This is a genomic window from Pseudogemmatithrix spongiicola (genome assembly GCF_030623445.1).
In the GTDB taxonomy this organism is placed as follows: domain Bacteria; phylum Gemmatimonadota; class Gemmatimonadetes; order Gemmatimonadales; family Gemmatimonadaceae; genus Pseudogemmatithrix; species Pseudogemmatithrix spongiicola.
Window position 1 is genome coordinate 2,436,405 of the sequence record NZ_CP130613.1, and the last position, 21,248, is coordinate 2,457,652.

18 protein-coding genes are annotated in these 21,248 nt (G+C 69.8%); 13 read left to right on the top strand and 5 right to left on the bottom strand.

Translation table 11 applies throughout. The annotated features are described in order from the left end of the window. The first annotated feature begins 51 nt into the window (after nt 1-51). On the top strand, nt 52-903 hold the full coding sequence (locus Strain318_RS11235; RefSeq protein WP_367885788.1) for a hypothetical protein: 852 nt from the start codon (nt 52-54) through the stop codon (nt 901-903). A gap of 16 nt (nt 904-919) precedes the next feature. Here Strain318_RS11235 and Strain318_RS11240 read toward each other — a convergent pair whose 3' ends face one another. Together Strain318_RS11240 and Strain318_RS11245 are read right to left on the bottom strand one after the other, a co-directional pair. Then, nucleotides 920-1,339 (bottom strand): hypothetical protein, encoded by a 420-nt coding sequence (locus Strain318_RS11240; protein WP_367885789.1) that lies wholly within the window; start codon nt 1,337-1,339, stop codon nt 920-922. Nucleotides 1,340-1,341: 2 nt separating this feature from the next. Beyond that, a complete protein-coding gene (locus Strain318_RS11245; protein ID WP_367885790.1) occupies nt 1,342-2,121 on the bottom strand; it encodes a ZIP family metal transporter in 780 nt (259 codons plus the stop codon). 126 nt (nt 2,122-2,247) lie between these two features. Here Strain318_RS11245 and Strain318_RS11250 point away from each other — a divergent pair, with 126 nt between their 5' ends. Both Strain318_RS11250 and Strain318_RS11255 read left to right on the top strand, forming a co-directional pair. Next, a complete protein-coding gene (locus Strain318_RS11250; protein ID WP_367885791.1) occupies nt 2,248-4,689 on the top strand; it encodes an ABC transporter permease in 2,442 nt (813 codons plus the stop codon). Nucleotides 4,690-4,718: 29 nt separating this feature from the next. Further along, on the top strand, nt 4,719-7,886 hold the full coding sequence (locus Strain318_RS11255; protein WP_367885792.1) for an AarF/UbiB family protein: 3,168 nt from the start codon (nt 4,719-4,721) through the stop codon (nt 7,884-7,886). Here Strain318_RS11255 and Strain318_RS11260 read toward each other — a convergent pair. Genes Strain318_RS11260 through Strain318_RS11270 form a run of 3 tightly spaced genes read right to left on the bottom strand, consistent with a single transcriptional unit; the run spans nt 7,870 to nt 11,541 of the window. After that, nucleotides 7,870-9,426: a cryptochrome/photolyase family protein gene (locus Strain318_RS11260; RefSeq protein ID WP_367885793.1), complete on the bottom strand. Its 1,557-nt coding sequence runs from the start codon at nt 9,424-9,426 to the stop codon at nt 7,870-7,872. The two genes, Strain318_RS11255 and Strain318_RS11260, sit on opposite strands and share 17 nt — an antisense overlap. A 54-nt stretch (nt 9,427-9,480) precedes the next feature. Next, the gene (locus Strain318_RS11265) at nt 9,481-10,365 is read right to left on the bottom strand and encodes a hypothetical protein (protein WP_367885794.1); all 885 of its coding nucleotides are present in this window, start codon (nt 10,363-10,365) and stop codon (nt 9,481-9,483) included. A gap of 36 nt (nt 10,366-10,401) precedes the next feature. Further along, a complete protein-coding gene (locus Strain318_RS11270) occupies nt 10,402-11,541 on the bottom strand; it encodes an alanine racemase (protein WP_367885795.1) in 1,140 nt (379 codons plus the stop codon). 51 nt (nt 11,542-11,592) lie between these two features. On the opposite strand from Strain318_RS11270, the gene Strain318_RS11275 reads away from it, so the two are divergent. The 10 genes from Strain318_RS11275 to Strain318_RS11320 all read left to right on the top strand — a co-directional run bounded on the left by Strain318_RS11275 (nt 11,593) and on the right by Strain318_RS11320 (nt 21,191). Next, a complete protein-coding gene (locus Strain318_RS11275) occupies nt 11,593-12,309 on the top strand; it encodes a DUF429 domain-containing protein (RefSeq protein ID WP_367885796.1) in 717 nt (238 codons plus the stop codon). 106 nt (nt 12,310-12,415) lie between these two features. Next, nucleotides 12,416-12,682, top strand: coding sequence for a FeoA family protein (locus Strain318_RS11280; RefSeq protein ID WP_367885797.1), 267 nt, complete (start codon nt 12,416-12,418; stop codon nt 12,680-12,682). A gap of 1 nt (nt 12,683) precedes the next feature. Then, on the top strand, nt 12,684-14,825 hold the full coding sequence (gene feoB / locus Strain318_RS11285; protein WP_367885798.1) for a ferrous iron transport protein B: 2,142 nt from the start codon (nt 12,684-12,686) through the stop codon (nt 14,823-14,825). After that, entirely contained in the window at nt 14,822-14,947 is a 126-nt protein-coding gene (locus Strain318_RS11290) for a FeoB-associated Cys-rich membrane protein (protein ID WP_367885799.1), read from the top strand. Before feoB ends, Strain318_RS11290 begins: the two co-directional genes overlap by 4 nt. 26 nt (nt 14,948-14,973) lie before the next feature. Further along, on the top strand, nt 14,974-16,143 hold the full coding sequence (locus Strain318_RS11295; protein WP_367885800.1) for a trans-sulfuration enzyme family protein: 1,170 nt from the start codon (nt 14,974-14,976) through the stop codon (nt 16,141-16,143). 17 nt (nt 16,144-16,160) lie between these two features. Then, a complete protein-coding gene (locus Strain318_RS11300) occupies nt 16,161-17,138 on the top strand; it encodes a M48 family metallopeptidase (protein WP_367885801.1) in 978 nt (325 codons plus the stop codon). After that, on the top strand, nt 17,135-18,412 hold the full coding sequence (purD, locus tag Strain318_RS11305) for a phosphoribosylamine--glycine ligase (RefSeq protein ID WP_367885802.1): 1,278 nt from the start codon (nt 17,135-17,137) through the stop codon (nt 18,410-18,412). The genes Strain318_RS11300 and purD overlap by 4 nt, the downstream gene beginning before the upstream one ends. Nucleotides 18,413-18,439: 27 nt before the next feature. Further along, a complete protein-coding gene (mutM, locus tag Strain318_RS11310; RefSeq protein WP_367885803.1) occupies nt 18,440-19,267 on the top strand; it encodes a bifunctional DNA-formamidopyrimidine glycosylase/DNA-(apurinic or apyrimidinic site) lyase in 828 nt (275 codons plus the stop codon). Continuing rightward, on the top strand, nt 19,264-20,406 hold the full coding sequence (locus tag Strain318_RS11315; protein ID WP_367885804.1) for a UvrB/UvrC motif-containing protein: 1,143 nt from the start codon (nt 19,264-19,266) through the stop codon (nt 20,404-20,406). Before mutM ends, Strain318_RS11315 begins: the two co-directional genes overlap by 4 nt. Further along, on the top strand, nt 20,406-21,191 hold the full coding sequence (locus Strain318_RS11320; protein ID WP_367885805.1) for an AraC family transcriptional regulator: 786 nt from the start codon (nt 20,406-20,408) through the stop codon (nt 21,189-21,191). The genes Strain318_RS11315 and Strain318_RS11320 overlap by 1 nt, the downstream gene beginning before the upstream one ends. The last annotated feature ends 57 nt before the right edge of the window (nt 21,192-21,248 follow it).

Sequence of the window (21,248 nt, forward strand, 5' to 3'; positions counted from 1 at the left end):
GTACAATACGGCGACTGTCCCCTTCCACACGCGTTCGCTCGAGAGACTCGCATGCCCCTGACCAGACTCCTGCCCTTCCTCGCCATCTCGACCCTCGCAGCCCTTCCGCTCAGCGCGCAGCAATCGGCGCAGTCGATCGCCGACCTGCTCAAGCGCCCCGCCGACCCGGCGCGCATGATCGGCAGCGGAGAGACCAAGACCGGCGCGCTCGCCGACGCCAGCCTGCGGCTCGACGACAGCAGCCGCGTGGAGCTCTGGTACTTCCGCGGCACGGCGGGCCAACGCGTGACCGTGCGGCAGCGCTCGGAGGACTTCGACACCTTCGTCCATGTGGGGCGGCAAGGCGGCGACGAGCCCGACGTCCAGAATGACGACGCCGACGACGACGGCGTGAACTCCGCCGCCGAGCTCACGCTGCCGAGCGATGGCGTCTATGTGATCATCGCGAATGCCTTCGACGGCGACGGGCGCGGCGCGTACACCATCGCGCTCGAGATCCGCGACCCCGCACCGGGAATGTCCGGCCCCGCCACGCCCGCCACGGTGACCTTGCGCGAAGCGGAGCCGGCGCAGCGCCTCGCACTCGGCCAGCGCTTCGGCTCGCAGATCGATCCGCGCGATCCGACCATGGACGACGGCACGCCCTTCGAGCTGTGGTTCGTCACGGTCGCCGCAGGCGACACCCTGCACTTCGCGGTGCAGAGCGACGAGTTCCCCCCGGCTATCCATGTCGGCCGTCAGGGCAGCGGCAGCATCTACGCCGAAGCCTCTGACGCCGCGCGCGCCGCCGTGCGGTTCATCGCGCAGGAGAGCGGCATGTACTCCGTCATCGTCCGCAGCACCCGCGGGACGGCGACGGGCAGCTACATCCTCGAGCTCAGCAAGGCGTCGGCGCCGCGCTGACGGGCGACGAGCCGGCTCACCGCCGACGTCCCGACCCACACGCGACCGCGGCACTGTCGAGCGCCGCGGTCGCGTGGCGGGCGCGCGAGACCAGGATCTCGCAGTCAACCTTGGCCGTCCCGCCCGAGCTTGCCGTCGCCCGGAATCCCGCGCTGTCCGCCTCACGCACGCGGACAAACAGGTTGTATCCGCTCTGCCACGGGATGGAGGTGAGGTCGTACGCGTAGCGGCCGGTGCGGGCGAAGTAGCGCTCCTGCGCCTGTGCCAGGCTCACCAGCTCCATGCGGATCGCCCGCTCCGCAAAGTCCCGGCGACTGCTGGGCCAGACGTCCCGGAGCGCTTGCGGCGAGACCCATGCCGTCACGGCCAACGCCACAAGCGTCGTGAGCCCCGCGACCGTCAATGCTTCCTGCAGCTCGCCGCGCGGGCGCCACACCGTCAGTGACCGCCCGAGAGCAAGGCCGCGGCGGCGGAGAGCGCGAAGCCCAACGCGCAGGCCGCCAGTTGCGAGCGCGGCAAATCCCAGGTCCGCTGCGCCTTCAACTGCGACAGCATGACGGCCCCACCGACAAAGAGGAACGAGCCAGCGGCGACCGGCACCACGACCTCCGCCGCGTGCGCCGTCTCCTCGCCGAACCACAGCGTGAGGGCCGCGCCGGCGAACGCCAGCAGCCCGCTGATGAACGCATAGCCCACCGCGCGGCGCGGACGCGTCCCGTAGTGCACGAAGACACCGAAGGTGCCGATCTCCCGCGGCAACTCATGCGCGAGCATGGCGATCGCCGTCGCGATTCCCGGACCGGTGCCGGCGAGGAATGCGGCGGCAATGAGCGCGCCATCGACGAAGTTGTGCACCGCATCCGCACCGAAGCTCACGGCCACCATGGCCGGATCATCGAAGGCGCTCAACGCGGGCTCCCGCGGCGCGGCCTCGTGCGCCGTGTGCTGCACCTTGTGCAGCCAGCGCTCCACCACGTACGACCCGATCACGCCCGCCGCCACCGAGAGCGCGACGAAGCCCACCGAGGGATGCCGCTCGTAGGCCTCGGGCAACAGGTGGAACACCGCGGCCCCGAGCAATGCCCCCGCGCCGAAGCTCACCAGCGTGGGCAACAGGCGGCCGAGCGTGCGCCCCGTGCTCGCCAAGACGGCGAGCACGAGCAGCGGCACGCCGGTGACGGCGAGCAGGCTGGCGAAGGTCGGAATCCAGGGAGTCACGAGGGGAACTTACCGAAGGCGTAAAGGGGCTGCGCCCGCCGCGACCGCATCGCCGGCAGACCCTCGCAACAATCCGGCTCGGGAAGGAGTAGTTTCTGACGAACCCGCCTCGCCCCGAGCCCCCCGATGCGCCTCGACCTCCGCTACGTCCTCCGCAGCCTCCTGCGTGCCCCCGGCTTCGCGCTCGCCGTGATCCTCACCCTCGGGCTCGGCATCGGCGCCAACACGGCCATCTTCTCGGTCGTCCGCGGCGTGCTGCTCAAACCCCTGCCCCACCGTGACGGCGACAAGCTGCTCTACCTTCGCCACACCGTGGCGGCCAGCGGTGACGACATCGCGTTCTCGGTACCGGAGATCAACGACTTCCGCCGCGAGTCCCGCACGCTGGCGCAGATCGCCGAGTACTCGCCGCTCACGCTCAACTTCGTGGACGAGAACGCGGCCAGCCAGATCGACGTTGGCCTCGTCACTGGCAACTACCTCAGCGTGATGGGCCTGGCGCCCATCATGGGCCGCTCCTTCACGGATGGCGACGACGGCGCCGGCGCCGCGCCCGTCATCATGCTCACGCACGGCTACTGGCAGACGTACTTCGCGGGTGACCCGAATGTCGTCGGCCGTACGCTGCGCATCGGCGGGCGCAACGTGGAAGTCATCGGCGTGCTGCAGCCGGCGCCGTTCTTCCCGGGGCGCTTCGACGCCCTGATGAACATGAGCATCAGCGAGCACCACGTGAGCGCGCTCATGCAGGATGGCCGCACGCATCGCATGACGCAGGTCATCGCGCGGATGAGCCCCGACGCCACCCTCGAGCAGGCGCGACAGGACGTCGCGACGATCACCGCCCGCCAGCACGAGCAGTTCCCGGAGATGTACGACAAGGCCTCCGGCTACGGCGTGACCGTCACGCCCTTCAAGGAAGTGCTTGGCGCCGACGCCCGCCTGACGCTGTTCCTGCTCGTCGGCGTCGCGGCGTTCGTACTGATCATCGCCTGCGCCAACGTCGCCAACCTCGCACTGATGCGTGGCGTGCGTCGCGAGCACGAACTCACGCTGCGCGCCGCGCTCGGCGCCGGCACGGACCGCATCCGCCGCCTGCTGATCGCCGAGAACGTCGTCCTCGCGCTCAGCGGCGCGCTGCTCGGCATCGGTATCGCCTACGCCGGCGTCGGCATGCTGTCCGCCATCACGGCGCGGGTGAGCCCGCGCGCCGACGAAATCGCCGTCGACGGCGTGGTCCTCGCCTTCACGCTGGGCCTTTCGCTGGTAGTCGCCCTGATCCTCTCGTTCGTGCCGCGCATCGGCGACGACAACGCGTTGGCCGCGGGGTTGCAGGCCGGGACGACCAAGTCCACGGGCGGCGTCCGCCGGCGGCGCCTGCAACAGGCGCTGGTCGTCACGCAGGTCGCCGTCACCGTCATCCTCCTCACCGGCACGGGCCTGCTCGTGCGCTCCATGCAGCGGCTCGCCGCCGTGGACCCAGGTCTCGACACGCACAACGTGCTGACCATGGAAGTGCCGTTCGACTTCACCGCCGACGACCCCGTGATCACCCGGCAGCGGCACGCCCAGATGGTGACCGAACTCGACGCGCTGCCGCAGGTGGAAGTCGTCGGCATGGGCAGCACCACCCCGCTGCGCCGCGCCGGCTTCCAGCTCGAACTGAAGGTGGAGGGCCGCCCGCAGAATCCCGGTGAGCCGATCCCGACGGCGGAGTACCGCACCGCCGACCCGACGTACTTCCGCGCGTCAGGTATCCGCATCATCGAGGGGCGTGGCCTGCAGTCCACGGATCGCGCCGGTGCGGAGAACGTGGTCGTCATCAACCAGACGCTCGCCACGCGTCTCTGGCCCGACCAAAGCGCCGTCGGGCGTCGCCTGGCCTGGACCGGCGACGTCCTGCGCTTCATCGGCATGGCGGAGAACGAGTTCCGCACGGTGGTGGGTGTCGTCGCGGATACCAAGGACGGCGGACTCGATGCCGCACCCATCGGCGCGGTGTTCCTGCCCACCGAGCAGTCCATCTTCCCGCCCGGCACCATCGTGCTGCGCGCCAACGTCGATCCGACCACGCTCGCACCCACCGCGCGTGAGATCGTGCGCTCCATCGCGCCGGCGCAGCCGATCGAGAACGTGCTGCCGCTCGACGCCATCCGCGACGAGAGCATCGGCCCGCGGCGCCTGAATGTGCTGCTCGTCGGCAGCTTCGGCTTCCTCGCACTCGTCATCGCCACCATCGGCATCGCGGCCGTGCTCGCCTTCTCCGTCACCGCGCGCACCAACGAGATCGGCATCCGCATGTCGCTCGGAGCCGCGCCCGGCCGCGTGCAGCGCATGATCCTCGGCGAGGGCGGCACGCTGCTCGGCATCGGCCTCTTGCTCGGCGTCGTCGGTTCACTGGCGCTCTCGCGCCTGATGCAGGGCCTGCTGTACGGCGTGCCGCCGCATGATCCGCTCACCTTGGCACTGGTCGCGGCGGGCGTCGCGGGAATCGGACTCGCCGCCTGCTGGCTGCCGGCCCTGCGCGCGAGCCGCATCCAGCCGAACGAGGCACTTCGGGCGGGCTGAGGGAGTTCATCCGAAGTCCCTCCACACCCGTGCTGCACACCCTCCGCGTCCTGCTGGCCCTCGGGCCCTTCGTCATTTCCATCCTCCGCGACCAGCGCCGTTGGCTCTGGTTCGGCGCGCCGCTCCTGCGCAGCCCGGAGTTCCACGCGCGGCGCGCCCGCGCGTTGGTCGCCCGCATCGCGAAGCTCGGCCCGACCTTCGTGAAGCTGGCACAGGTCTTCGCGGCCCGCGCGGACCTCATTCCCGAGCCCTACCTCTCACAACTCGGTACGCTCACCGACCGCGTGCCGCCCGTGCCGTGGGATGCCATCGAGCGGGAACTGCGCTCCGCCTATGGCGAGGCCCCCGAGCGCACGTTCACGAGCATCGATCGCAGCCCGATCGCCGCCGCCTCGCTCGGACAGGTGCATCGCGCCACGTGGCGCGGCCGCGATGTTGCGGTCAAGGTGCTGCGCCCCGGGGTCGAGCACACCGTCGAACGCGACCTGCGCTCGGCGCGCGCCATCACCGCCTGGGCCGCCCGCCGCTGGCCCGTGCCGCACGTGCTTGGCTTCCAGTCGCTGGTCGAGGAGTTCGCCACGCGCATCGCGGAAGAGATGGACTTCCGCCTCGAGGCCGAGTACGCCACCGAAGTGCGCGGCAACTTCCGTGGCAACCCCCGCGTGGTGATCCCCGAGGTCATGCACGAGCTCACCCGCCGCCGCGTGCTCGTGCTCGCGTTCATCGACGGGCGCCGCGTCGATCGCCTGCCCGCGGGTTCCGTGGACGCGCAGCGCCTCGCCGCGCTCGTGATGGAGGTCTACGTGCAGATGATGCTCGTGGACGGGCTGTTCCACGCGGACCCGCACGCGGGCAACCTGCTCTTCACGGCCGACGGCCGCCTCGTGCTGCTCGACTTCGGCATGATGGTACGCGTCCCGCAGGAGACGCGGCTCGCGCTCATTCGCACGGTGTTCGCGTCGATCCGCCGGGATCCCGTCGCCGTCGCCGACGGCTTCACTGCGCTCGGCCTCGTCGCACCAGGTGCCGACCCGGCCGAGATCCGCCGCCTCGCCGGCATCCTCGTCGAGCTCAGCGTGCAGCGCACCACGACGCAGCAGCGGCTCGAGACCATGCTCGCCGACCGCGTCATGGCCTCGCTCTACGACTTCCCCGTCATCCTGCCGCGCGACCTCGTGTACTTCGCGCGCACGGCGGCGCTCATCGAAGGCATCGGCACACGCTACGACCCGTACTTCAATGCCATCCAGGTCGGCACGCCGCTGGTGATGCGCATGCGCAGCCGCATCTTGAAGTCGCTGGGGCAGGAGGCGGAGCCGAGCGTCGAGGAGTATGCGGCGATGGCGGGCTGGGCGGTGGGGCGCGCGTGGCGTCGCGTGCGCGAGGTGGTCCGGCCCCTGCTGTCTGGGCTCGCGTTGTGCCTTGGGCTGGGCGCGGCTACTGCACTGCAGGCACAGACGAGTGACTCCCTCGAGGCGCGCATCGCCGCTGCGGTGCAGCGGGAAGGCCTCATCGGCGTGTCGTGGAGCCTCCTCCGCGACGACAGCGTTCGCCTCGGTGCGGCCGGCACCCGCGACGTGCGCAGTGGCGCGGTGCTGAGTCCAGAGTCGCGCATGCAAGTGGGATCGGTCGCCAAGACCGTCACCGCACTCGGTGTGCTCCGACTCGTCTCGCAAGGACGCCTCGACCTCGACGCCGAGGTTTCGACGTTGCTTGACGCACCGCGAATCGAGAATCCGTTCGCGGCGTCGAGTCCGCTGCGTGTCCGCCACCTGCTCGATCACAGCGCTGGCTTGGACGATGCGCGGCTCTGGCAGGTATTCACGATGCGCGGAGATGCATCGAGACCATTGGGCGAGGGTCTGCCCGCTCGCCTGACGCTGCGCACGCCGCCGGGGCGGCAGATGTCGTACTCGAACACGGGCTACCTGCTCGCCGGCATGGTCATCGAGCGCGTGACCGGCTCGCCGTACGAGGCCTGGCTCGACAGCGCGGTGCTCGCCCCGCTCGGGATGACACGCAGCACCACGCGGTTCGTCACGCAGGCCGACGACTCGACGTTGGCGATGGGCCACTTCGACCTCAGCACCGTCGCGCCGACCGTCGCGTTTCCCGTACGCCCGGCGATCCAACTGACGACCACCGCCGAGGACATGGCGCGCCTCGCACGATTCCTGGTCTCGGATGGCCGCATCGGCGACTCCGTCTTCGTGGATGCTGCGCTGCTGCAGGCGATGGCACGCGCCAGCACCACGGATGCTGCTCGTGCCGGGCTCGGCGTGGGCTATGCGCTTGGACTCCTGCGCCGTGATCGTTACGGAGCCGTCGGCCATTGCCACCTGGGGAACCAGGGAAACTTCCGCGCGGTCCTCTGCGTGTACCCGCAGCAGCAGCGCGCGATGTTTGCGTCGTACAACAGCGACCCGGAGAGCGGGAACTTCGCCGCCGTTGACTCCCTGCTCGTCGACGCGCTGGACGTCTCGGCATCAGGCTCCCCCGCAGCGGCAGTCACGAACGCGACGCTGCGCGCGCTCGACGGCTGGTATGAGGTCACGCCGGCGCGCTTTCAGCAGTTCGCGTACCTCGACGCGCTGGCGTCCGCGGTGCGGGTTACCGCTATCGGTGACAGCGCGTTGACCTTCGCGCCGCTTGGCGGGACCGCGCGCCACCTTACCGCCGCGGGATCCGACCGCTTCCGCGCCACGGGCCGCAGCGAGGCGTCGCACGTCGTCATCCGCAATGCTGAAGGCAACACCGTGATCTCGGATGGCACCCAGACCTTCGCCCGTGTCTCCGCGGGGCGCCTGTACCTTCGCTGGACGTCTGCCGGACTTGGCATCTTTGCGCTGCTGACCATTCTCGCGCGCGGAACGTGGCGCGGACTGCGCGCGATCCGGCATCGCGCAGCGGGCGCCGACCCGCTGCGATACGCAACCATCGGCATCGCGCTGCTCTTGCTCGCGCCGGTCGCCTATCTCTTCACAGATGCGATGGCCATTGGCGACCCGACCTTCGCCAACCTAGGCGTAGCCGCGGCCACGCTGCTGCTGCCCATCAGCCTGCTCGCGAGTCTCGCCGCCATCATCGGTCGCGGCACGGCAGGTCGGCGCGTGGACCTCGTACTGCTAGTACTCGCCACACAATGGTGCACCGTGCTGGCCGCGAACGGCTTCCTGCCGCTCATGCTGTGGCGCTAGCCGGCGGGCGCCCGCCGGCGGCCCTGATCGCATCGGCGCGCGCCTGAATCGCCGCTCGCCGCTCCGGCGAGAGCCGCGTGAGATTCTTGAGCTGCATCGTCATGCGATTGTTGCCGCGCAGGGCGGACTCGTGCCGCAACAGGTAATCCCAGTACAACGTCGTGAACGGACAGGCATCGTCGCCCACGGCTTCGGCCGGATCGTAGCGACACTCGGAGCAGTAGTTGCTCATCCGCTGGATGTACTTGCCCGTCGCCACATACGGCTTCGACGCCATCACGCCGCCGTCGCCGTACTGCGACATGCCGAGCGTGTTCGGCAACTCCACCCACTCCACGGCATCCACGTACACGGCCAGATACCAGTCGTGCACACGCTGCGGCCGCACGCCAAGCAGCAGCGCGTAGAGACCCGTGACCATCAACCGCTGGATGTGGTGCGCGTAGCCGTAGCGCAGCGTCTGCCCGATCGCGTCCTGCAAGCAGGTCATCTCGACCTGCCCATTCCAATAGAAGTCCGGCAGCGGTTCCTCGGCGCCCATCGCGTTCCGCTCGAGGTATTCCGGCATGTACAGCCAGTAGATGCCGCGCACATACTCGCGCCAGCCAAGGATCTGCCGGATGAATCCCTCGACGGCCTCCAGCGGTGCGCGACCGTCGCGATACGCGCGCTCCGCCTCCGCAATCGCGTCGCGCGGGTCGAGGAGGTGCAGGTTCATCGCGGCGGCGAGGCGCGAGTGGTACAGCCAGGCCTCGCCCGTCCACATCGCATCCTGCCAACGCCCGAAATCCGAGAGGCGGTGTGCGATGAAGTCATCCAGCGCCGCCCGCGCTTCGCCGGGCGTCACTGGCCAATCGAAATCCGCGAGCGCGCCCGGATGCGTCGGGAACACCTCCTCGACGAGATCGATCACCTCGCGAGTGAGCGCGTCAGGCGGGAATCGCACCGGAGGCGGGACGAGCCCCGGGCCCTGCTTGCCGAAGCTCGCCCGATTCTCCGCGTCGTAGTTCCAGTCGCCACCCGTCGGCGATCCGTCGGCTTCGAGCAGCACGCCATGCCGCTTGCGCATCTCGCGGTAGAAGTACTCCATGCGCAGCTGTTTGCGACCCGCTGCGTGCGCCCGGAAATCATCGACCGTGCTGAGGAAGTGCGTGTCCGTGCGGATCTCCAGCGGCAGGCCGGCCGTGTCCGCCACGCGCTGCAGTGACTCCCGAACGCCGAACTCCCCCGGCTCCACGACAATGACCCGTTCCGGGGCGAGTGCCGCAAGCGCCGCCGCGAGCTCAGCCGCCAGCGAGCCGCGATTCTCGCGATCGTCGATTGCGCGGTAATGCACCGCCCAGCCCCGCGCGCGTGCCGCGTCGCGATAGTGCCGCATCGCACTGAGGAACAGCGCCGTCCGCGGCTTGCTGCTCCACGTCCGGCTGCTCTCCTCCACCACCTCGGCCATCCAGAGGGCGTCCTGGTCCGGATCGGCGCCGTCGAACAGCGGCGAGTCCGGCGACAGCTGGTCCCCGAGGACGAGGAGGAGGTTGCGCATCCCGCCTGAACGCACGAGCCCCCGCGGAAGTGCGCGGGGGCCCGGCCGCCGACGTCAGCGCCGGCTGCCGAAGGTCCAGACGAAGTTCACCATCGGCAGGCAGCAGGCCGCTTCCACGCCGGTCGCGCCGGCGAAGGCGAAGTCCGCCGACAGGCGGTCGCCGACGAAGCGGAAGCCGCCGCTCAGCAGGCCCGAGACGCCCGGGTTCACGGCGAACCAGTTCTCGGTGATCAGCTTCACGCGCCGCGAGACCCGCCGCTCCCCGCCGAGCATGAAGACCGGCTCGTTGCTGGTCTCGAGATCGTCTTCGACGTTCGCGTAGAACCACCCCGCGCCGAACGTCACGGCGGCGTCGCTGGTCCCATACGTGCCCACGCCGTAGAGGATGCCGAGATTGCCCCGGTCGGCCTCCGGGGTGTACCAGAATGACAGCGTGCCCACCGACACGTCCACGCGCTCGGCGTCGAAGATCTTGAACTTCGGAGCGAGGTAGACGATCTCGCCGATGCCACCCGGCACGATCGGCGTGCCGCCGGCGATCGTGAACCGATCCGTCACACCGTAGCCGATGAACGGGAACAGCACCCAATAGGCCGAGACGTAGCCTTGCCCTCGCGGCAGCGACCGGCCCGTGGAGGTGAAGAAGAGCCGCGACACGTTCTCATCGTCCGGCCAGACCTGTCCGCCGGGGCGCAGCGTCACGCGGCGCATCGAAATGACCTGCGCGCGCGGAATCTCGGTGCGCACGCCGCCCACGGTCATGAGTACGATGGTCGCGTCGGTCTCGCGCTCGATGCGCCCCACCAGCACTGAGCCGTCGCGCAGCCGCACCTCGGTGACGCTATCGGCCTGGACGCGGGGAGTGGCCTCCTGCGCCGCGCTGCGGGCCGGCAGGACCAAGAGGCACGCCAATCCGAGGAACCACAACGCGCGACGCATCGCCCGCTCCCACGGAGCTGGGGATTGGCGCGCCAGTCAGGATTCGTGCACGCCGAATCCGTTGAACCGCTCCCAATACTCACCGGTCGGGCGATGGTTCGACAGAAGGAAATACCCGCCGTACTGTGCGGCAGTCGCGCAGGCATGATTGGGAATCACCCTAAGGCGCGTGCCTACGGGAAACGCCGACAGGTCCCAAGGCTGCCCGTCGCGACGCGAAATGATGCCGTGCTCCTGGTTCGCGCCCGACATCAGCAGGCCGTCGAGCACCTGTCCCTCGACGTCGCACACGAGCCCGTAGCCCTGGTCCAAGGCCTGAGCGGCGGTGCCGCGGTCGCGCGAGAGCGCCATCCATCCCCCGTCGGTGATCAGCCAGCCTTTCGCCGGCTGATGCCCGATGACCGTGACGAGCACGCTGATCGCGATGTCGTCCACCGCGCAGACGCCGAGGCCCGCCATCACGAGGTCCTGGAACATGTAGACGCCGGCCCGCACCTCGGTGACGCCGCCGAGGTCGTCGGCGAAGTGCGCCGTGGGTGTCGAGCCGACGCTCACCACGGGGGCCGCATGGCCTGCCAGTCGCAGTCGCATCGCGGCGCTCAACGCGGCGTCGCGCTCCTGCGCCGCCATCGCACGCTTGGCCTCGGCCGTAACGCACTGGTATGACTCGCCGGCGTGGGTCATGACGCCGCGCAGATCCGCGCCGAGGATCGCCGCGATCTCCAGCAGCAGCGCGGACTCCGGCGCGACGCCGGCCCGATGTCCGTCGCTGTCGATCTCAACGAGCACCGGAATGCCGCGGCCCGTCGCCGCGTGATGCGCGCGCAATGCCTGCGCCGCCTCGACCGAATCGAGGATCACCGTGATCTCCGCACCGCGCGCCTGCAGCGCCGCCACGTCCGCGAGCTTCTGCGGCGCGATGCCCACGGCGTAGAGGATGTCGCGAATGCCGCCGTCCAAGCACGCCGCCGCCTCGCGCAGCGTGGAGACCGTCACGCCGCCGGGTTGGTCGCGCAGCGCGTAGCGGATCACCGGAAGGCTCTTGGCCGTCTTCACGTGTGGACGCAGCGGCACGCCGAGCTGACGCAGGTGCGACGCGAGCCGCGCGTGGTTCTCCACGAATCGATCGCGGTCCAGCAATAGGCTCGGCGTGGGGAGGGCGTCGAGGTCGGTCACGCGGGGAAACTAGCACGGCACGAAAGCGGACGCGCCGGGCGTTGACCCTTGGTGACCATCCTCTCCGTCGACCTCGCCTCGCGGCGCTACCGCGACAATGGAATCGCCGTGCTCCACGGCGAATGGGGCGACGCCCGCTGCGAGATCATCGCCCCGGAGTCACTCGGCCTCCGCGACACACCGGACCCCGAGCGCTACGCCGATGCGCTGCTCTCGCTCGCGGCGACGGCGGGCGCACGGCTCATCCTGCTCGATGGCCCCCAGGGCTGGCGCGCCGAGCGAAGCGAGCTCGTGCACCAGCGGCAGTGCGAGCGTGCCTCGCATGCGCCCGGCAAGACTGGGTTGCCGGGCATCGTCAAGCCAGCGAGCTGGACCCGCATGGCCCTGTTCTCGGTGGCGCTGTTCGATGCCCTTCACGCCCGTGGATGGCCGCGATTCACATCGGCGTGGGGCGGTGCTCCCGCAGCGATCGAGAGTTTCCCGACGCAGGCGTGGCGTTCGCTTGGCCTTGCTGCCATGCCTGGCCGCGCCAACACGGAGTCGACTGCGCCCTGGCTTCGCCAGCTCGCGGCCCTCGGCGTGCGTGCCCTCCCATCATCGCCGTCGCACGATGAAGTTCAGGCGGTGGTCGCGGGACTCGCGGGCATCCAACTGCTCCAGTTTGGCTCGTCGGGCGTCGACGCGCGTGGCAGCGATCCGCTTCTCGAGCACGGGCACTGGCGCGAGGGCTGGATCGTGTGCCCGATTTCGGGTGTCAGGGAATCCTGACCATTCTGCTCCCCTCTCTTGCGTGCCCTGGAACGGAACGGTTAGACTCAAAGTATGCCGGATGAGAAGCTTTCTCATCCAATAGTCGACCCTCCGTTCAGCCCCAATGACCGCCTCCGCGCGCGAACTTCCCGGCTGCAGCTGCCCCCTCCTCGAGAGTGAGGCAGGGCGTCCGGCCACGGTCGTCGCCATCGCCTGCGGAGAGCAGGACGCCTGCCGCCTCCGCGCGATGGGTGTCTATGAGGGGGCGACGGTCTCGGTGATCAACAAGCGCCACGTGCTCCTCGTCGACGTGCGCGGTACGCGTCTCGCCGTCGGCACCGACCTCGCGCAGGACATCACCGTCCAGCCGCAAGAACGCGCGGCCTCCTGACGTGGCCGCGAGCGCGCCCGCGGCGCCGCGCGAGTCCACCGACACGCTGCGCGTCGCCCTCATCGGCAATCCGAACACCGGCAAGACGACCCTCTTCAACGCGCTGACGGGACTCCGCCAGCGGGTGGGCAACTTCGCCGGCGTCACCGTCGAACGCGTCGAGGGCGTCTCGCCCCTCCCCGACGGCCGCCGCGCCACCGTGCTCGACCTGCCGGGCTCCTATTCGCTCTCCGCGGGCTCGCCCGACGAGCAGATCGCCCTCGAAGTCCTGCTCGGGCGCGATGACGCGCACTATCGCCCGCATGTGGTCTGCGTCGTCGCCGATGCCTCGCACCTCGAGCGCAACCTGTATCTCGCCTCGCAGGTGCTCGAGCTTGGCCTGCCGGTGGTGATCGCCCTCAATCAGTTCGACGTCGCCGAAGCGCAGGGCATCCGCATCGATGTCCCCGCGCTGATCCACGAGCTCGGCGTCCCCGTCATCCCGACCGTGGCGCACCGCGGCGAAGGCCTCGAGCCACTACGGCGCGCACTGGTCACGGCGGCGGCGTTGCCGGCGCCCATGCGCCGCTTCACGGTGCCCGCGGACGTGGAGGGTGTGCTCGCGCCGCTTCAAGGGCTGCTCGAACGCGGCGGCATCAACTACGCCGCCGCCGGCATGGAGGCGCTACGCCTGCTCGGCGTCCGGCGCGACGAGCCGCACCTCGTGCACGTCGACGGCCTCGCCGCGCGCCTCGAGGCGACTCGCGCGGCGGTCGCGGCAGCGGGCTACGTGCCTGAGCGGCTCGAGTCGGAGCTGCGCTACACCTGGATCGGCGGCGTGCTCTCGCGCTGCGTCGAGCGCGTCACGCGCTCCGGCGATTCCCTCAGCGACCGCATCGACGCCGTGCTGCTGCACCGCCTTGGCGGCCCGCTGATCTTCCTGGCGATTATGGCGCTGGTGTTCCAGTCCGTCTTCACCTGGGCGGCCCCGGTGCAGGATCTCTTCGAGTCCGCCGCGGTGGCCATGGGCAGCTGGGTGGGCGGCTTCCTGCCCGAGGGCGACCTGCGCTCGCTCGTCGTGGACGGCGTCTTCGCCGGCGTCGGCAGCGTCATCGTCTTCGTGCCGCAGATCGCGATCCTCTTCGCGTTCATCGGCCTGCTCGAGCAGACCGGCTACATGGCCCGCGCCGCGTACCTCATGGACCGCGTGATGCGGCGCGTCGGCCTGCACGGCAAGAGCTTCATCCCCATGCTCTCCGGTTACGCCTGCGCCGTGCCGGGCATCATGGCCACGCGCACCATCGACGACCCCAAGGACCGCCTCGCGACCATCATGGTCGTGCCGCTCATGTCCTGCTCGGCGCGCCTGCCGGTGTACACGCTGCTCATCGGCACCTTCGTGCCCGCGCTTCCGCTGCTGCCCGGCCTGAACCTGCAGGGCTTCACGATGCTCGTGATGTACCTGCTGGGCACCGTCGCCGCCCTGGCCATCGCGTTCCTGTTCCGCCGGACCCTGCTCAAGGGCCCCGTGCGCCCCATGCTGCTCGAGCTGCCGAGCTATCGGATGCCGTCGTTGGGCTCGCTCGCCGTGACGGTGTGGCAGCGCTGCCAAGTCTTCCTCCAGCGCGCGGGCACCGTCATCCTCTCCCTGAGCATCGTGCTCTGGGCGCTGGCGACGTACCCCAAGGCGCAGGTGGATACGACCCAGCCTGAGACCGTACAGCAGGAGCAGCAACTGGCGCATTCCGTGCTCGGCCGCTTCGGCCACGCCGTGGAGCCGGTCGTTGCGCCCCTCGGTTACGACTGGAAGATCGGCGTCAGCATCGTCGCGAGCTTCGCGGCACGCGAGGTCTTCGTCTCCACGATGGGCACGATCTACGGCGTCGGCGGTGAGGACGAGGCCGCATTGTCCGATCGCCTGCTCGCCGAGCGCCGCCCGGACGGCACGGCGCGGTACACGCCGCTCATCGCCGTCGGGCTCATGGTGTTCTATGTGTTCGCCCTCATGTGCATCAGCACCGTGGCCGTGACGGTCCGCGAGTCCGGCGGTGGGGCGATCGGCTGGCGCTGGGCGTCGATCCAGTTCGGCTACATGCTCGTGCTCGCGTACGCGATGGCGTATCTGGTCATCATCGTGGGCCGCGCGCTGGGGTATGCCGGATGAGCGCGGATACGCTGGTCGTCGCCCTCATCGTGCTCGGCGCGGTGGCCTTCCTCCTGCGCCGTGTGCTGCGCACGCGCAAGTCGGGCCATGGCGGCGCCGGCTGCGACAACTGCGGGCACTGACGGACCGCTTCGAGTAGATTGCGAAGATGACCAAGATCTTCGCCGAAGACCTCGCCCAGCGCGTCGGCACCCGCGCCATCCACGCCGGCCAGCGCCCCGACCCGACCAGCGGCGCGATCATGCCGCCCATCTACCAGACCTCCACCTACGCGCAGGAAGCGCTGGGGGTCAACAAGGGCTACGAATACGCCCGCGGCAAGAATCCCACGCGCGAGGCGCTCGAGCGCAACGTCGCGGCCCTCGAGAACGCGCAACACGGCTTCGCCTTCTCGTCCGGCATGGGCTGCCTCACGAGCATCATGCTCATGCTCCGGGCCGGGGACCACATCATCGTCGGCAGCAACGTCTACGGCGGCACCTACCGCCAGATGGACAAGCTGTTCACGAACTTCGGCGTCGAGATCTCGTGGATCGACATGCGCGACGTGCAGAAGGTGCAGGACGCCGTGAAGAAGAACACGCGCGCGATCTTCATCGAGACGCCGACGAATCCGCTCATGCAGCTCGCGGACATCAAGGCCATCTCGGACATCGCGCACAAGGCCGGCGCGATCTCGATCGTCGACAACACCTTCGCCTCGCCTATCCTCCAAGCGCCACTCGCGCTCGGCGCCGATATCGTCTGGCACTCCAGCACGAAGTACCTCAACGGCCACTCGGATCTCCTCGGCGGCGTTGCGGTCACCAATTCCGACGAACTCGCGGCCAAGCTGCAGTTCAATGCCAACTCTGCGGGCGCAGTCCCCGGCCCCATGGACGCCTGGCTCACGCTGCGCGGCACCAAGACGCTCGCGCTGCGCGTGAAGGCCCACGACGCCAACGGCCGCGCCGTCGCCGCATGGTTCGCCAAGCGCTTGGGCGCCGAGCGCGTGTTCTATCCGGGCCTCGAAAGCCACCCGCAGCACGAGCTGGCCAAGCGCCAGATGAGCGGCTTCGGCGGCATGGTCTCCGTGGAAACGGGCTCCAAGGCCAACGCCAACACCGTCGTCACGCGCCTCAAGCTCTTCACGCTGGCTGAATCCCTTGGCGGCGTGGAATCGTTGGTATGTCAGCCGGCGGGGATGACGCATGCCTCGGTGGAACCGGCGCGCCGCGCGGAGATCGGTATCACTGATGGCCTGCTCCGTTTCTCGGTCGGCGTGGAAGACGTCGAAGACCTGCTCGAGGACCTCGACCAGGCGTTCAAGGGGCTCTGAGCCCCGAGGAGTGCACGATGGCGCGCACCGTTCTCACTGACATCGCGTCCCAGACCTGGGAGCATCCCGCCGACCGCGCCGCGCTGGCCGCGATGCGCGCGTTGCCGGGCTTCGACACCGCGATCAACGCCTTCGCCAAGGCCTTCGGCGAGCGCGGCGTGCGCCATCTGTTCCTCGCCTCGGCGGTGCGCGTCGGGCCCACGCAGCGCCCGCAGCTCGACGCGCTGTGGACCGAAGTCCTGCAGACGATGGACTGGCCGACGCGTCCGCAGCTCTACGTCACGCAGACGCCGACCATCAACGCGGGCGCCGTCGGCTTCGGCGAGCCCTTCGTGGTGATCAACTCCGCCGCCATCGAGCATCTCACGCGCGAGGAGCTGCGCGTGATCCTCGCGCACGAGCTCGGCCACGTGATGAGCGGGCACGTCACCTACCGCACCATCGCGCAGATCATCCTCATGCTCGGCATGGGCAACCTGCCCTTCCTCGCCGGCGTCGCCATCCTTCCCTTCCAGCTCGCCCTGCTGGAGTGGTACCGCAAGAGCGAACTCTCCTGCGACCGCGCCGCGCTGCTCGGCACGCAGGATCCGGACGTCGTGCTCACCAGCTTCATGAAGATGGCCGGCGGCCGCGAGTTCGGGGACACGCTCGACGTCGAGGCGTTCAAGGAACAGTCGCGCGAGTACGAAGTGGACGACTCCGCGTGGGACACCGTCCTCAAGGCCATCAACACGGCGTTCCGCTCGCATCCCTTCTTCACGGTCCGCGCCGGCGAGCTACAGCGCTGGATGGCCAGCGGCGACTACGCCAAGATCCTCGCCGGCGAGTACGTTCGGCGTGCGGACGTGAAGCCCGGCGAGCACCTCGGCGACGACATCAAGAAGGGTGCGTCGTACTACGGTGACCAGGCGAAGGCCGCCGTCGACAAGCTCTCCGACACCGCGAAGCGCGCGAAGGACGCCTTCACGGATGCCATGAAGGGCGGAGCGCGGTGAGGATCCTGATCGTCGGCGGGGGCGGGCGCGAACACGCGCTCGCTTGGAAGCTCAAGCACGACAACCCCGCCGCCGAGATCCTCGCGGCCCCCGGCAACCCCGGCATCGCCGGGATCGGCCGCTGCCTCAATGTGAAAGCCACGGACGTGGACGGCCTGCTCGCGCTCGCCGAGCGCGAGCAGGTCACGTTCACGGTCGTCGGCCCCGAGGCGCCGCTGTCGCTGGGCATCGTCGACCGATTTCGCACCGCTGGCCGCCCGATCTTCGGGCCCACGGCTGCCGCTGCGCGCGTGGAAACATCGAAGCGCTTCGCCAAGGACTTGATGCTGAAGCACGGCATCCCGACGGCCAGTGCGCGCACGTTCACCACCATTCCCGACGCGAAGGCCGAGATCCGTCGCCTCGGCGCACCGGTCGTCGTGAAGGCCAGCGGCATCGCCGCCGGCAAGGGCGTGATCGTCGCGATGAGCGTTGCCGAAGCCGAGGCCGCCGTTGACGACATGCTCGACGCCAAGGTCTTCGGCGACGCGGGCGCCGAGGTGCTGATCGAAGAGTTTATGGAAGGCGAAGAGTTGTCGCTCTTCGCCCTGACCGACGGCACGCACGCGCTCACGATGCTCGGCGCGCAGGACCACAAGCGCATTGGCGAGGGCGACACGGGCCCGAACACCGGCGGCATGGGTGCGTACTTGCCCGTCTCGACGTGCACGCCGGAGCTCGTGGCACGCGTACGCGAAACCATCATCCTGCCGATGCTTGCCGCGATGCGCGCCGAAGGCTGCGCGTTCACGGGCTTGCTCTATGCCGGCCTGATGCTCACGAAGGACGGCCCGAAGGTGGTGGAGTTCAATTGCCGCTTCGGCGATCCCGAGACGCAGGCCGTGCTGCCGATGATGGCCTCGTCGTTGCTCGAGCCGATGCAGGCGATTGCCGAGGGACGGTCCATCGCGGCGTTGCCCGCGCTCGCATGGAAGACCGGCGCGGCGATCACGACTGTCGTGGCCGCCGAGGGATATCCCGGCACTGCGCGCAGCGGCGATGTCATCACGTTGCCGAGCGCCGATCCCGGCGTGACGGTCTTTCACGCCGGCACCGCGACCAATGCGAAGGGCGAGCTCGTCACCGCCGGTGGTCGCGTCCTCGCAGTGACGGCCGTCGCGCCGACGCTCGCCGAGGCGCAGGCCAAGAGCCGCGGCTTCGCGGAGCGCGTGCAGTTCACGGGACGCCAACTCCGCCGCGATATCGGCTGGCGCGAACTCGCACGCGCGCGCTGAGCGGCGCGCTACGCGCCCACCCGCGCGATGCCTGAACTCCCCGAAACCGAGACCATCGCCCGCGACCTCGACGCGGCACTGCGAGGGGCGGTCATCCGCACGGTGAATGTCGCGCGCGCGGACGTCGTGCGCGGCACGCCAATCGACCGGCCCGAGACGCCGCACTTCATCGGGAGCCCGCTGACGCGCGTCTTCCGCCGCGCGAAGGCCATCGTGCTCGAGTTCGCGACCGGCGATCGCCTCGTCGTGGTGCCGCGCTTCACGGGCGCGCTGCTGCTCTCGCGCGATCCGCACGCAGACAGGCATCCCTACTGCTGCGTGCAGTTCCTGCTCACTGACGGGCAATCGCTGCAGTATGTGGACGTCCGCCGGCTCGGCACCGTCTCCCTGCTCATGCCGGACGAGTACCGAACGTGGGACGCCAGCCTCGGACCCGAGCCGCTTGACCCAGCCCTTACCGCCGAGCGATTTTCGGGAATCCTTCGGGGGTCGAGCCGCGCCGTGAAATCCGTCTTGATGGACCAGAAGCGACTGGCCGGCGTCGGCAACATCTACGCCAACGAAGCGCTCTGGCATTCGGGCATCCGCCCGGCGCGCCGTGCGAGCGCGGTGACGCGCGCCGAAGCCGCACGGTTGCTCGACGCCCTGCGCGAGATCCTCACCGCGAGCATCGCGCTGCGCGGCACGACGTTTCGCGACTTCCAGGACGCCTACGGCGGCCGCGGCGGCTACGCGCGGGAGCTCAAGGTCTACGGCCGTGGTGGCGCTGCCTGCCTCCGCTGCGGCGAGACGCTGCAGGAGACGCACAGGCTCGAAGGGCGCTCGACGGTGTGGTGCCGGAGCTGCCAGCGATGAGCCCCCGCCGCCGTCGCCGCCGCGGCCCGCTCGCGCCCCCCAAGGACGTCGAGATGCGCATCGACAACATGCTCGCGCTCGTCAAGGACACGGCGCGCGACGTGCCCGGCGTGTATCGCATGACCTCCGCCGAGGGCGAAGTGATCTATGTCGGCAAGTCGAAGGCCCTGCGCACGCGTCTGCTCAGCTACTTCCGCGCGAAGTTCCCCGCCGACAAAGGCGCGCGCATCCTCCGCGAAGCCGCCACGCTCGAGTGGGAGCCATTGCCCAGCGAGTTTGCCGCGCTGCTCCGCGAGTTGCGCCTCATCAAGCAGCTGCGCCCGCGTTACAACGTCGCGATGAAGCGCGACGCGCGGTATCACGCCTTCGTGCGCATCTCGCGCGGCCCGGCGCCGCGCCTCCACGTCGTGCGCGGTGCCGGCAACGACGAGCACGGCACCTACTTCGGGCCCTTCCGCGGTGCCTTCCAGCTCGGCGAGGCCATTCGCGAGCTCAACGATGCGCTCGGCCTCCGCGACTGCGCGCTCGACACGCCGATGTTCTTCGCCGACCAACCCGAACTCCTCGACCTGCCTTCGCGGACGCCGGGCTGCATCCGCCACGAGATCGGCCGCTGCCTCGGCCCGTGCGTGGGCGCCGTGCGCGAAGCCGAGTACGACGCCGCGTTCGCCGCGGCGCGTGGCTTCCTCGAGGGCGCCGAGGACGCGCCGGTGCGCTTGCTGCGCAGCCGCATGGAGCAGGCCAGCGAGACCTTGGACTTCGAGCGTGCCGCGTTCTGGCGCGACAAGCTCCAGCGGCTGGAGTCGCTGCGCGAGCAGTTCGCACGGCTGCGCTTCGCGCTCGAATCCCTCTCGTTCACGTACGTGGTTCCCGGCGTGAAGGGCGAAGACCGTGCCTACGTGATCCGCCGCGGCGTCGTCCGCGCCGAGGGGCCGGCACCACGGTCGGCCGCCGAGCACGCGGCCCTCGAGGCAAAGGCCTTGGAAGCTCCCGGTGGACGCACGCGTGCGCAGGCCCAGACCGTGCCTGGCCATGAAGTGGACGAGGTCCTTCTCGTCGCCGGGTGGTTTCGCAAGCACGCCAAGGAGCTCGAGCGCACGACGCCGCTCGGCACTGCACTGGCCGCCCGCAGCGCCTGATGCCGACGCTGCGCTACGAGGAGTTCGCCGTCGACGCCGCGCTGCGGCCCTGGCTGCTCAACTACTGGCGGTTCTCCGTCGGCGCGCATGGACCGGACGCAGCGCCGCACACGGTCTGGCCCGATGGCTGCACGTCCATCGCACTGCTGGCGACGCCCTCGCCCGGCCCGCGCATCTTCTGCACCGGGCCGCGCGTCACCGCGATGCAACCACCGTTGCGGCCGCACAGCGTGATGTGGGGCCTGCGCCTCTGGCCCGATTGCAGCGCCGCCGTCCTGGGACTCGCTGCCGGACAGCTCCGTGACCGCACGGGCCCCGCCGATCCGTCCATCGCGACGTGGGCCGCGCCCCTGCTCGAAGCCTGCGATGCCCGCGAGGCTGCGCCCGTGGTGTCCGCCTTCGATGCGCTGCTGCGTCCCCGGCAGCCAGCCTGGTCGCAGCCCGATGCCGCCGTGCGACGCGCCCTGCGGTTCATCACGGCGCAGCGCGGGGACGTTGCGATGGCCACGGTCGCGTCGGAGGCGGGCCTCGGCTTGCGCCAACTCCAGCGACGCTTCGCCCAACTCACAGGCGTGACGCTGCGCGACTGGGCGCGCATCCGGCGCTTGCGCGAATCCATCGCCCTCCGCCTGCAGCATGAGGGCGGCTGGTCGGCGATCGCCGCCGAGACGGGATTCGCCGACCACGCGCACCTCACGCGCGAGTTTCGCGCCTTGGTCGGCCTCGCCCCCTCACACGTGGCGGAGCGACTCGACGCCATCGAGCACCGTAACGTACGCCCCTGAGCGAGATGTCGCGTTCGTTCAAGCGCTGTGCTGCGACGGTCCGCAGATTCTCGGCAT